The following is a 12,203-nucleotide window of genomic DNA, read 5'->3' on the forward strand; positions in this document are numbered from 1 at the left end:
CGCCGGCGGGCCGCACCGGGCGGCCCGCCCCCGACCAGGAGGCCGACATGACCCGATTCCCGACCCTGCAGCGCCGCACCGAGCAGCGCGGCATCACCACCGCCGAGTACGCCGTCGGCACCGCGGCCGGAGCCGGCCTCGCCGGCCTGCTCTACAAGCTGCTCACCGGCGGCTTCGGCGACCGGATGCTGCGGACCCTCTTCGACCACGTCTTCGGTCTGCTCGGCATCGGATGACCTCCCCGCGCCAACGGACCGGGCGCGGGGCGGTCACCGCCGAGCTGGCTCTCGGGCTGCCGGTGCTGATGGCAGTCACGGTCGGACTGGTGTGGCTGCTCTCCGTCGGTGCCGCGCAGGTCCGCACCGTCGACGCGGCCCGGGAGACCGCGCGGGCGGTAGCGCGAGGTGACGACGAGGGCGCCGCAGTCGCCGTCGGTGAGCGGGTGGCGCCCGACGGCGTCCGGGTGGAGGTCGTCTCCTCCGAGGGAAGGGTGGTCGTCCGTGCGGCCGGCCACGTGTCCGGCCCGGGCGGCATCTTCTCGTTCCTGCCCGGCGCCGACGTCGGCGCGGAGGCGGTCGCCGTCGCCGAGGAGGAGCCATGACCATCGGCCGTCGCGGCTCGACCGACACCGAGCGCGGCGCGGCCACGGTCCTGGTGACCGCGTGTCTCGGCCTGCTCCTTCTTGTCGGCTGCGCGCTGGCGGTGGTCGCGGCGATGATCGCCGCCCATCGCTCCGCGCAGGCGGCGGCCGACCTCGCCGCCCTCGCCGGCGCGGTGGCGGCGCGCGACGGCGACGATCCGTGCGCCGCTGCCGGCTCGGTCGCCGCCGCCAACGGCGCCCGACTGACCCGGTGCACGACGGCGGGGACCGAGGTGACCGTCGAGGTCGTGGCTCCCGGACCGCGTTGGCTGGGCCAGACCCACGACCTGGCGGCCACCGCCCGAGCCGGACCGGCCGAGGTGCCGGCCGCTGTCGAGCCGGGATAGCCTCTCGATGTTACGAGGACCATCCGGACGGGTACGGGGGACTTCATGAGACGCCTGACGGGCACGGCGGCCCCAGCGATCGCGCTGTTGCTGACGATGACCGCGTGCAGCGATTCCGGCGACGACGGTGACGCGGGTGGGGACGAGCCGTCCCTCGGGTCGCCGACGACGTCGGTGGCCTCGGTCGACGACAAGGCCGAGATCAAGGCGGCCGTCGCTGCCTACGACCGCGCTCTGGTCACGATCAACCGCGAGAAGGAAGTGACGCCGGAGTTCACGGCGGTGGCGACCGAGACCTGGGCCGACCGCCTGCTGACCACCTACAACGACAACGTCTTCTCCAAGGGGCTGGTCATGGTCGGTCGGTGGCGCACCATGGTCGAGACCGTGAAGGTCGACGGCGACACCGCCGAGGCCGACGTCTGCATCGACGGCAACCAGGTCTACGTCGTCGAGGACGGCGAGAGCGTCGGCAGCGGCGCCCAGAGCCAGGGGCGCTTCCCGGGCTCCATCTCCCTCGTCCGGGACTCGGGTGGATGGAAGGTCGACGGCGCAGACAGCACGGAGGGATCATGTTGAGCCGACTTCTCGGGATCGTGGTGCTGGTCGCAGGTCTGTTCGTAGCGACCGTGCCCACGGCTGACGCCGACGAGCCGATCTGCCACTGGACACCCGACGGCAAGTACGTGTGCACCGACACGGACAGCGGTGGCGATCCTGGCGACGACGGCTCGGGGGACGGCGGGTCGACCGAGCCGACCTGTCAGCTGTGGGGGCAGTTCACCTACTGCGTCGGCACCCAGGCGTGCCGCAACATCCCTTGGCATCCCCCTTACCGGCTGCCCGACGGGCCCAAGCCCCAGCCCGACTCCGAGCCGTTGATCCGCCAGTGCGACCTCGGCGAGCCGGGTGTCCTCGGCCCCTATCGGCTGACCATCTACTGGTCCGACTCCGGCGAGCCCGAGCCGCCGTCGCTCTACGAGCAGGCGCTGACCGCGATCGGCGAGATCGACACCACGATCCCGGCCCTGGAGACCAGCCCCGACGGCCGCACCCTCGTCTACATCCCGGTCTGGTACTGGCTCGCCGGCGGAGCCGGCGACCGCACCGGCAGCTCGGCGTTCGGTCTGGTCGCCACCGCCGCCCTCGACCACGTCGAGGTCGACCCCGGTGACGGGTCGGACTCGATCGCGTGCCCGTGGGTGACGAGCGCGGAGCAGGCGGAGCAGGAGTGCAACCACACCTACGACCGCGCCTCGGACGACGGCACGGCGCGCTGGAACGGCCGACCGGCCCACCTCGCGAGCGTCACCGCGGTCTGGAACCTGTCCTTCGAGATCAACGGCACGCCGGTCACGATCCCGAACGCGCCGGCGACGCTCACCAGCGAGGCGAGCACGGCGCCGGTCCGGGTCGACGAGCAGGGCAGCGTCGTCACCGACGTCCGCTGAGTTGGATGGCGCGAGCGCGCTAGCTGGTGGCGCTGCCTTCCTCGTCGTCCTGCCGTCGCTTCTCGAGCTCGACCTTGTCGAGCTTCTCGGACAGCTCGTTGAGCCGCTTCTGCTCCTTGCGGTGCTTCCAGCCCATCTTGGCGCCGAGCTTGATCGCCCACAGCCCGACCAGGATCAAGGCCGCGGCGAGGACGCCGGCGAGGAAGACGCCTTCGATCGACAGGTCGACGTTCCAGATCTCGAGCGTCGCTTCGCCGTCCACCACCTTCACATCGGAGGCGAACAGACCCAGCAGGACCAGGAGCGCGCCGAGTGCGACCAGGACCAGACCGAAGATCACCATGTCCGCACGCTACCGCCGGCGGGACTGTCCGGCGAGCAGCACGTCGAGCAACAGCACGGCTCCCGCTTTGTCGAGCGGGTCGTTGCCGTTGCCGCACTTGGGCGACTGGATGCACGACGGACAGCCGCTCACGCACTCGCAGGCGGCGATCGTGGCGCGGGTCGCGGTGAGCCAGTCGTGGGCGGTCGCGTAGCCCCGCTCGGCGAAGCCCGCGCCCCCTGGGTGGCCGTCGTGGACGAACACCGTGAGCAGGCCGGTGTCGGGATGCCGTGCGGTCGAGACGCCGCCGATGTCCCACCGGTCGCACGTCGCGAACAGCGGGAGCAGCCCGATCGAGCAGTGCTCGGCGGCGTGCGCCGCGCCGGGCAGGTCCGCCCGGTCGAGGCCGGTGTCCGCGAGCACGTCGTCCGGCACCGTCCACCAGACCGCACTGGTGCGCAGCGTGCGCACGGGTAGGTCGAGCGGCGTCTCATCGATCACCTCGCCGGTGCGGGTGCGGCGGCGGAGGTAGGACGTCACCTGGTTGCTCACGTCCACCGCCCCGAACGACACCCGGCACCTGCCCCACATCCGGTGGTCGCGTTCGGCGACGATCGCGATGTCAGCGACGTCGCGGGCGGTCGTGGTGTAGCCGACGTCGGCGCGGCGGATCTCGGCGACCTGGTCGTCGAGGTCGAGCCGCTCGACCTGCCAGGTCTCGCCGCGGTGGACGTAGATCGCGCCGGTGTGGGCAGTGGTGTGCGCCCGCCCGCCGTCGACGGTGCCGACCACCCGACCGGTGGCGGCCTCGACCAGCTGGACCTGCGCCCCACCGGTCGAGCGGATGTCGGCCAGGTCGGCCGCCCGCCGGCGGTCGGTCCAGTACCAGCCGGACGGCCGGCGGCGCAGCAGACCGGCCTCCACCAGGTCGTCGAGCAGACCGCGGGCGGTCGGCCCGAACAGCGCCAGGTCGGCGGTGGTGATCGGCTGCTCCTGCGCGGCGGCGCACAGGTGCGGGCCCAGGACGTAGGGATTGTCGGGGTCGAACACGGTGCCTTCGACCGGCCGGCCGAGCAGGGCCTCCGGATGGTGCACGAGATAGGTGTCGAGCGGGTCGTCGCGCGCGATCAGCATGCCGAGCGCGCCGCCGCCCGTGCGGCCGGCCCGCCCCACCTGCTGCCAGAACGCCGCGCGGGTGCCGGGGAACCCGGTCACGAGCACGGCGTCGAGACCGCTGACGTCGATGCCGAGCTCGAGAGCGTTGGTCGCCGCCATCCCGAGCAACCGGCCGCTGCGCAGGTCGTCCTCGAGCGCGCGTCGCTCCTCCGGCAAGTAGCCGCCGCGGTAGGAGTCAACCCGGGCCGCCAGCCCGGGCTCGACCTCGGCGAGCAGGTCGGACGCCCGCTGCGCCACCTGTTCGACGCCGCGGCGGGACCGGACGAACGCCAGCGTGCGCACGCCCTCGACCACGAGGTCCGCGAGCAGGTCGGCGGTCTCGGCGGACGCCGGGCGGCGTACGGGCGCGCCGTGCTCGCCGGCGTAGGACGTCAGCGGCGGCTCCCACAGCCCCACCGCGACCTCGCCGCGGGGTGAGTCGTCGTCGGCGACCGCCACGACGTCGAGACCGGTGAGCCGGCGGGCCGCCACCTCCGGCTCGGCCACGGTCGCCGACGCCAGGACGAAGGTCGGGGACGCACCGTGGGCAGCGCACACCCGCCGGAGCCGGCGGAGCACCTGCGCGACATGGGCGCCGAACACCCCGCGGTAGTGGTGGCACTCGTCGACGACGACGTAGTCGACCGTCGCGAGGAACCGCGCCCACCGGTCGTGGGTCGGCAGCATCGACCGGTGCAGCATGTCGGGGTTGGTCAGGACGTACTCGGCGTGGTCGCGTGTCCAGTCGCGCTGCTCCTGCGTGCTGTCGCCGTCGTGGGTGGCGACCCGCACGTCGAGCCCCAGCGCGGCGATCGAGGACCGCTGGTCCTGGGCGAGGGCCTTGGTGGGTGCGAGGTAGAGCGTGCTCGAGCCCCGTTGGCCGCGCGGGCCCCGACCCGCACGAATCGCACTGAGAGCAGGCAGCAGGTAGCCCAGCGACTTGCCCGACGCCGTCCCCGTCGCGAGCACGACGTGCTCGCCCGCGTGGGCGTGCTCGGCAGCGCGGACCTGGTGCCGCCAGGGTTGGGTCACTCCGCGGGAGGAGTACGCCGCGACCACGGTCGGGTCCGCCCACACGGGCCATGCCTCGGTGACCGCCGGGCGCGCCGGGATCCGCTCCAGGTGGGTGAGCCGGTCGGCCCTGGTGGCCCCGGCCGCGAGTCGTCGGACCAGCGCCACCGGGTCGACGCCTGACCCGGGACCCGGGCGGGCGACGGCGGGGGAGGCGGTCATGGATGCCATTCTCCTCGCCCGGGCCGACACATTCCGCAGCCGCCGCCGACACGGCCCGACACCGTGCGCTCGTGCGCGGTTGGGTCGGTCGTGGTTTGATATCGACGACGAAACTCTATTGCGGGGATGGACTAGTGGACCTGACACTTTCGACGCGCGAAGTCGGTGGGCGCACCGTCGTTGCCGTGAGTGGAGAGATCGACGTCTACACCGCGCCGAAGCTGCGCGACACCATCACCGAGCTGGTCGCCGCCGGCACTTACGACATCGTCATCGACATGGAGCGGGTCGAGTTCCTCGACTCCACCGGTCTCGGCGTGCTGGTGGGCGGCCTGAAGAAGGTCCGTGCCCACGAGGGCTCGCTCCAGCTGATCTGCAACCAGGACCGGCTGCTCAAGATCTTCCGGATCACCGGGCTCGCGAAGGTCTTCACGATCCACGCCTCCGCTGACGCTGCGTTGACCTGACGACACGGGACCGAACCACACGGGGTCCGAGTCCAGTCGACCGCGAGGTACGAGCGGTCGGCGTCGGACGAGGAGGTCGAGTAGCGCCCGCGAGCGAGGAACGAGCTCGCGCTGGCGCGTATCGAGACCCAGTGATCCCGCTCACACCCGTTGTGTGTTGCGCGACACACCGTGCGTAGACTCCGGCGCGTTCCCTGCGTGGGTCGGTCGACCCATCCCTGAATCTCCCCTTTGGAGGAAACGCATGCCCGGGATTCTTCCCGCTGTCGTCGAGGTCGAAGGCGGTGACTTCGTGCTGGTCGCCCTGGTGACGGTGATCGCGCTCGGATCGCTCGCGATGGCCGTCATCTTCCGCCAGCAGGTCCTCGCCGCCGGCGAAGGCACCGAGAACATGCGCCGCATCGCGCAGGCCGTGCAGGAGGGCGCCAACGCCTACCTCACCCGGCAGTTCCGGACCCTCGCGGTCTTCGCCGCGATCGCCTTCTTCGCGCTGATGGTCCTGCCGGCCGACGACGCGACCGTCCGGATCTTCCGCTCGGTCTTCTTCCTCGTCGGCGCCGGCTTCTCAGCGGCGATCGGCTACCTGGGCATGTCGCTGGCCGTCCGCGCCAACCTGCGCGTCGCAGCAGCGGCCAACGAGGTCGGACGCGACCCGGCGATGAACATCGGCTTCCGCACCGGCGCCTTCGTCGGCATGGCCACTGTCGGTCTCGGCCTGCTCGGCGCCAGCGTCGTCGTGCTCGCGTTCCAGGACGAGGCGCCGCACGTGCTCGAAGGCTTCGGCTTCGGCGCCGCGCTGCTCGCCATGTTCATGCGTGTCGGCGGCGGCATCTTCACCAAGGCGGCCGACGTGGGCGCCGACCTGGTCGGCAAGGTCGAGCAGGGCATCCCCGAGGACGACCCCCGCAACGCGGCGACGATCGCCGACAACGTGGGCGACAACGTCGGCGACTGCGCCGGCATGGCAGCCGACCTCTTCGAGTCGTACGCCGTGACCCTCGTCGCGGCGCTGATCCTCGGCTCGCAGGCGTTCGGCGACCAGGGCCTGGTCTTCCCGCTGATCGTCCCCGCGATCGGCGCCCTGTCCGCGATCGCCGGCGTCTTCCTCACCAAGCCCCGCGCCGGTGAGAACGGCCTCAAGACGATCAACCGAGCCTTCTACATGTCGGCCGCCGTCGGTGCTGTCGCCAGCGCGATCGCCGCGTTCGTCTACCTCCCCGGCGAGTGGAGCGAGTTCGGCACCGGCGTCGACGCAGAGCTGTCCCCGCCGGTCTTCGCCGCGGGTGCGGTGGTCATCGGCATCGTGCTCGCTGCCGCGATCCTCGCGCTCACCGGCTACTTCACCGGCACCGACCACCGCCCGGTCAAGGACGTCGCCAGGACCTCCCTCACCGGCCACGCGACGGTGATCCTCTCGGGTCTGTCGGTCGGCTTCGAGTCGGCCGTCTACACCGCGATCGTCATCGGCGCCGCGGTCTTCGGTGCAGCACTACTTGCCGGCGGCACGACGAGCCTCGCGCTGTTCGCGGTCGCGCTCGCCGGTTGCGGTCTGCTCACGACGGTCGGCGTGATCGTCGCGATGGACACCTTCGGGCCGGTCTCCGACAACGCGCAGGGCATCGCCGAGATGTCCGGCGACGTCAGCCCGGAGGGCGCACAGATCCTCACCGAGCTGGACGCGGTCGGCAACACCACCAAGGCGATCACCAAGGGCATCGCGATCGCGACCGCCGTCCTCGCGGCGAGCGCGCTGTTCGCGTCGTACACGCAGAGCGCGTTCGAGGAGGTCGGCGACGCCGGTTCTCTCGACCTGCTGAGCGAGTTCCTCGTCTACGACGCCAAGCTGATCGTCGGTGCGCTGCTCGGCGCCGGCGTGGTGTTCCTCTTCTCCGGTCTCGCGATCAACGCGGTCGGTCGCGCGGCCGGCGCCGTGGTGATGGAGGTCCGCCGCCAGTTCCGCGAGATCCCCGGGATCATGGAGGGCACCGGTCGTCCGGAGTACGGCAAGGTCGTCGACATCGTGACCCGCGACTCGCTCCGCGAGCTGGCCACGCCGGGCATCCTCGCCATCCTGGCGCCCGTCGCCGTCGGCTTCGGCCTCGGTGTCGGCCCGCTGGCTGGCTTCCTGGTCGGCGCCATCGCCTCCGGCACGCTGATGGCGGTGTTCCTCGCGAACGCCGGCGGTGCCTGGGACAACGCCAAGAAGCTGGTCGAGGACGGCCACTACGGCGGCAAGGGCTCGGAGGCGCACGCCGCGACGGTCACCGGCGACACGGTCGGCGACCCGTTCAAGGACACCGCCGGCCCGGCGATCAACCCGCTGCTCAAGGTGATGAACCTGGTCTCGCTGCTCATCGTGGGAGCGATCGTCAGCCTCTCCTACGGCGAGGACGAGAACGACTTCCTGCGGATCCTGATCGCCGTCCTCGCTGCGGCAGGCATCGCGATCGCGGTCTACGTCTCGAAGCAGCGGCAGTCGTCGATGGGAGACGACGTCGACACTCCCGCGGCACCGATCGAAGCGTCCTGACAGGCAGCACTCGCAGCACTCGTCGCGGTTCCGGCCCGGTCTCCCGATGGAGTCCGGGCCGGTCCGTTCTCGGATACGATCAGCCCGCGAGGGACGTCGCGCAACAGGCGCGGATCGATCGGGAGACGGTGGAGTGATGAGGGCACGCATGGGGGCCATCCGAGGCCTGTGCGCAGGTGTGATGGTCGCAGGGCTGACCGCAGCGCTGGGCACGGCGTCACCCACCGCGGAGGCTGCCCTTCCCGGGCCGGACAGCGGCAGCTGGATCGCGGTCAAGAAGGCGGGCACGACCGCGACCGACGGCGCGGGTGACCTCGCCACCGCCCATCTCGACCTGACGGCGGCCGGAGGCACGCTCGGTCCGGCGACGGTCTTCGTCGCCGCGGACCTCGTGCACGCCTCCTTCCGGTTCCACGTCGCCGCGCTGCCTGCTGACGCGGCCGGCGGTTACGTGGTCCAGTTCGACACCGATGACAACCCCGCAGGCTGGGAAGCCGCGCTCCGCTACGACCCCTCCGCCGACACGGTCACGTTCTTCACGGCGGGGCCCAACGCCGGGGTGAAGATCGCCGGGACCTCCGCAGGCTCTCCGGTGGCGATGTCCCCGTCGACCGCCACCAGCTACCCGGGAGCCGACGGGGGAGCGTACGTCGCGTTCGCCGTGCCCCGATCGAGACTGACCTCTGCCGGCATCACCCTCGGCGCGCCGATGGTGATCGGCACCACGACCGGCACCGGTGCGGCGCTCGACGCCGGCGGGCTTCTGGCCGCGGCGAAGGCCGACGTGCTGGGTACCCCGAAGTTCGGTGGTCTGAACCCACCCGCCTGGAACACCCTCGACACCGACCGGATCGAGTTCGACAGCGACGGCGACGGCATCGCCGACGACCTCGACAACTGCCCGGTCCATTCCAATCCCGGCCAGGAGGACGACGACGCCGCGGTCGACAACAGCCTCCCGCCCGGCACCACCGGGATGCCGGACGGTACCGAGGGCAAGGGCAACGCCTGTGACCGGACCCCGCGGGGCTACGACCTCGACAAGGACGGCGTCGGCCACATGGACGACCGGTGCCCGGAGCGCCCCGGGCTGGGGTCCGACGGGTGTCTCGCGCGGTCGACCACCTCTGCGATCCTCCGGTACGTGCCGAGGGCGAAGGCCTTCGTGGGCAGCGTCCGGGCCGACTACGACGTGTGCGTGCCGCGCCGCAACGTGACGGTCTTCAAGCTCGTCTCGGGTCCCGACCGCAAGCTCGGCACGGTCAAGACGGACGCCGCCGGGAAGTACCGCCTGGCCAAGCGTGCATCCAGCGGCAAGTACTACGCCCAGGTCGACACCAAGCTGATCTGGACCGAGGGCGCACGCTGCTACGCGGTGAAGTCACCGAGGATCCAAGTCCGCTGAACCCCACGCTTGCTGCGCCGCTCCGCGACGCGTTGCTGACCGCGGACTTCACCTACGACGCGGTCGCCGAGCTGCTCGGCACGGAGGCGCACGCCGCGTTGTCGCGCAACGAGACCACCCCGGCGGTACGACGGACGGCGGACGGCGGTCCGCTCGCGTCGCTGGTCCGGCTGTTCCTGCTCCAGCGCCCGGTGCCACTGGCCGAGGCGGAGCGGGCGCTCCCCGGACTGGTCGAGCAGCTGACCGCCGACGGCATGCTCGCGCGCTCGGTCGGCGAGGTGTCCGCCCGGCTCGACTGCCGGCCCTACGGCAACGACGGGACCGACCTATGGGTCGTCAGCGACCTGACGCCGGGCCTGGACGGTCGTCCGCAGCAGGTCACCCCGGACTACGTGCTCGGGATCAGCCCTGCCTCCACCTCGCTCGCCCAGCTCACCGTGCGGCGCGACGTCGGCAAGGCCCTCGACCTCGGCACCGGCTGCGGGGTACAGGCGCTGCACCTCGCCGGGCACGCGGACCGGGTGGTCGCGACGGACGTCAACCCGCGGGCGCTCGACCTGGCCAGGTTCAACGCCGCGCTCAACGAGGTCGGCGCGCGGGTCGACCAGCGGTCCGGGTCGTTCTTCGATCCGGTCGCCGGGGAGCGCTTCGACCTGATCAGCACCAACCCGCCGTTCGTGATCTCCCCGGGCGACGACGGCAGCGACGAGCACCGGTTGGTCTACCGCGACTCGGGCCTGCCCGGCGACCAGGCGGTCGAGCACATCGTGCGCACGGCGCCCGCGCACCTCACCGACGGCGGCTGGTGCCAGGTGCTCGCCAGCTGGGTGGTCCTGACCGACCGTCCGTGGGACGAGCGGCTCGCCGAGTGGCTCCCCGACGGGTGCGACGCCCTCGTCGTCCAGCGCGAGGTGATCGACCCCGCCGGCTACGTCGAGCTGTGGCTCAGGGACTCCGGGCACCACCCCTCGACCGGCGGGGGGCGAGCAGACGACTACGTCCGGCGTTACGACGCCTGGCTGTCCTGGCTGCAGGAGCAGGGCGTCGCCGGCATCGGCTTCGGCTGGATCAACCTGCACCGCACCGGCGGTGGGACGATCGAGCTCCTCGACTGGCCCTACGACGTGGAGCAGCCGATCGCACCGGCGGTGGAGGCGTGGGGGACCGCGCAGGGCCAGGCAGTCGTGCCCACCTCTCGTCTCGTGCTGCGTTCGGACGTCGTGCAAGAGACGAGCGGCCCGGTCGGCGCGGAGCACCCGGCCACGATCCTCCTCCGTCAGCAACGCGGGTTCCGGCGCGCCCGGCAGGTCGACACCGTCGTCGCCGCGGTGGTCGGCGCCTGCGACGGGGAACTGCCGGTCGGCGCGATCGTCGACGCGGTCGCCCAGCTCCTCGAGCTCGACCCTGCGGGGACCCGGGAGCGGTACCTGCCCGAGCTGACCGCCCTGGTGGCCGAGGGATACCTGGAAAGTCGCTAGGGCAGACTGGGAATCATGACCCAAGCCGGCTGGTACCCCGACCCCGCTGGTCAGCCCCAGACCTACCGCTACTGGGACGGCACGTCCTGGAGCCAGGACACGACCGGCGACCCCTACGCACCTCCGCCTGCACCGGCCGCGCCGCCCCCGGCCGCGCCGCCCCCGCCCGCGTGGTCGTCCTCGCAGGAGCCGCCGACCGTGGTCACCGGAGGCAACGCGCCGCCGCCGCCGTCGTACGGCCAGGTCCCGGCGCCCGGGTACGGCGCCGTCACGCCGCCGCCCGCCGGTGGCTACGGCCGGCAGCCTCCCCCCGGAGGCGGCTTCCCGCCCGCGCCGCCGTCCGGAGGCTCGCGCGGGTCGGGGCTGACGATCCTGCTCGTCGTGGTCGCGGTGCTCGCCCTGATCGGGCTCAGCGTCGGCGGGTTCTTCGGCTACCGGGCGCTCGCCGGCGACGACGACAACGACAGCGACGCCGGCGACGCCACCAGCGCGACCGACACCGCGACCGACCCGAGCACGCCGACGGAGTCGACCGACTCGACGGACTCGACGGACTCGACGGACTCGACGGAGCCCACCGAGACCACGACGACCGGCGGCACCACGGTCACCGACCAGCAGTGCCGCGGTGGCCGACCGACGCCGTCGGTCCCGCCCGGCGACGACGCCGAGCAGGTCAGCGGCGGTGCGCTTACGATCCCGGTCCCGCCCGGCTACACCGCGGACACGACGTACTCGACCGCGTTCACCTGGGCCGACGACTTCACGCCGCTCCAGAAGGTGATCGAGGAGGGTGAGAACCAGGGCTGGGTGGCGGTCTACGGCGTCGGCGCGCTGCGCAAGGCCAACGGGTTCGACGACCCGGCGCAGGCCGCCGAGGTCGTGATGACCTGCATGGCGCAGTCGACAGACCTCTACAGCCACTTCACCGGACGCGAGGACCTGAGCTCAGGAACGATCACGATCGACGGCAACGACGCCTACCAGATCACCTCCGAGCTGAGGGTCGACGACCCCGAGCTGGCGGTCGAGGGCGACGTCGCGCAGGTGATCGTCGTCGACATGGGCGACCCGGACAGGTTCGGCCTCTACATCACCGTCGTGCCCATCGGCGACCAGAAGCTGATCCGTCAGCAGGAGGCGATGGTCGGCCGGATCACGGTCGACTGACCGAC

General features: G+C 72.0%; 12 protein-coding genes. 10 read left to right on the forward strand and 2 right to left on the reverse strand.

Translation table 11 applies throughout. The features are described from left to right. Positions 1–47 precede the first annotated feature (47 nt). Genes SHK19_RS01025 through SHK19_RS01045 form a run of 5 tightly spaced genes read left to right on the forward strand, consistent with a single transcriptional unit; the run spans position 48 to position 2,438 of the window. Positions 48–236 carry a DUF4244 domain-containing protein gene (locus SHK19_RS01025; RefSeq protein WP_322457428.1) on the forward strand — a complete coding sequence of 63 codons (189 nt, stop codon included), beginning with the start codon at positions 48–50 and terminating at the stop codon, positions 234–236. Further along, positions 233–601 carry a TadE family protein gene (locus SHK19_RS01030; protein ID WP_322937602.1) on the forward strand — a complete coding sequence of 123 codons (369 nt, stop codon included), beginning with the start codon at positions 233–235 and terminating at the stop codon, positions 599–601. Before SHK19_RS01025 ends, SHK19_RS01030 begins: the two co-directional genes overlap by 4 nt. Beyond that, positions 598–987, forward strand: coding sequence for an Rv3654c family TadE-like protein (locus SHK19_RS01035; RefSeq protein WP_322937603.1), 390 nt, complete (start codon positions 598–600; stop codon positions 985–987). Before SHK19_RS01030 ends, SHK19_RS01035 begins: the two co-directional genes overlap by 4 nt. A 45-nt stretch (positions 988–1,032) precedes the next feature. Then, positions 1,033–1,566 carry a nuclear transport factor 2 family protein gene (locus SHK19_RS01040; protein ID WP_322937604.1) on the forward strand — a complete coding sequence of 178 codons (534 nt, stop codon included), beginning with the start codon at positions 1,033–1,035 and terminating at the stop codon, positions 1,564–1,566. Further along, complete coding sequence (locus SHK19_RS01045) at positions 1,560–2,438, forward strand: hypothetical protein (RefSeq protein ID WP_322937605.1); 879 nt, start codon at positions 1,560–1,562, stop codon at positions 2,436–2,438. The genes SHK19_RS01040 and SHK19_RS01045 overlap by 7 nt, the downstream gene beginning before the upstream one ends. A gap of 19 nt (positions 2,439–2,457) precedes the next feature. On the opposite strand, the gene SHK19_RS01050 is transcribed toward SHK19_RS01045, so the two are convergent. Then, a complete protein-coding gene (locus SHK19_RS01050) occupies positions 2,458–2,781 on the reverse strand; it encodes a hypothetical protein (protein ID WP_322457433.1) in 324 nt (107 codons plus the stop codon). 9 nt (positions 2,782–2,790) lie between these two features. Next, positions 2,791–5,148: a DEAD/DEAH box helicase gene (locus SHK19_RS01055; RefSeq protein WP_322457434.1), complete on the reverse strand. Its 2,358-nt coding sequence runs from the start codon at positions 5,146–5,148 to the stop codon at positions 2,791–2,793. Between the two features lie 185 nt (positions 5,149–5,333). Here SHK19_RS01055 and SHK19_RS01060 point away from each other — a divergent pair, with 185 nt between their 5' ends. From SHK19_RS01060 to SHK19_RS01080, 5 genes are all read left to right on the forward strand, one after another. After that, a complete protein-coding gene (locus SHK19_RS01060; protein WP_449867060.1) occupies positions 5,334–5,615 on the forward strand; it encodes an STAS domain-containing protein in 282 nt (93 codons plus the stop codon). A gap of 244 nt (positions 5,616–5,859) precedes the next feature. Then, complete coding sequence (locus SHK19_RS01065) at positions 5,860–8,145, forward strand: sodium-translocating pyrophosphatase (RefSeq protein ID WP_322457436.1); 2,286 nt, start codon at positions 5,860–5,862, stop codon at positions 8,143–8,145. Between the two features lie 148 nt (positions 8,146–8,293). Then, positions 8,294–9,550 (forward strand): thrombospondin type 3 repeat-containing protein, encoded by a 1,257-nt coding sequence (locus tag SHK19_RS01070; protein ID WP_322937606.1) that lies wholly within the window; start codon positions 8,294–8,296, stop codon positions 9,548–9,550. A 32-nt stretch (positions 9,551–9,582) separates the two neighbouring features. Then, a complete protein-coding gene (locus SHK19_RS01075; protein ID WP_322937607.1) occupies positions 9,583–11,028 on the forward strand; it encodes a class I SAM-dependent methyltransferase in 1,446 nt (481 codons plus the stop codon). A 15-nt stretch (positions 11,029–11,043) separates the two neighbouring features. Beyond that, positions 11,044–12,198, forward strand: coding sequence for a DUF2510 domain-containing protein (locus tag SHK19_RS01080; protein ID WP_322937608.1), 1,155 nt, complete (start codon positions 11,044–11,046; stop codon positions 12,196–12,198). Positions 12,199–12,203 lie beyond the last annotated feature (5 nt).

The sequence above is a fragment of the Nocardioides bizhenqiangii genome, assembly GCF_034661235.1.
Lineage (GTDB): Bacteria > Actinomycetota > Actinomycetes > Propionibacteriales > Nocardioidaceae > Nocardioides > Nocardioides bizhenqiangii.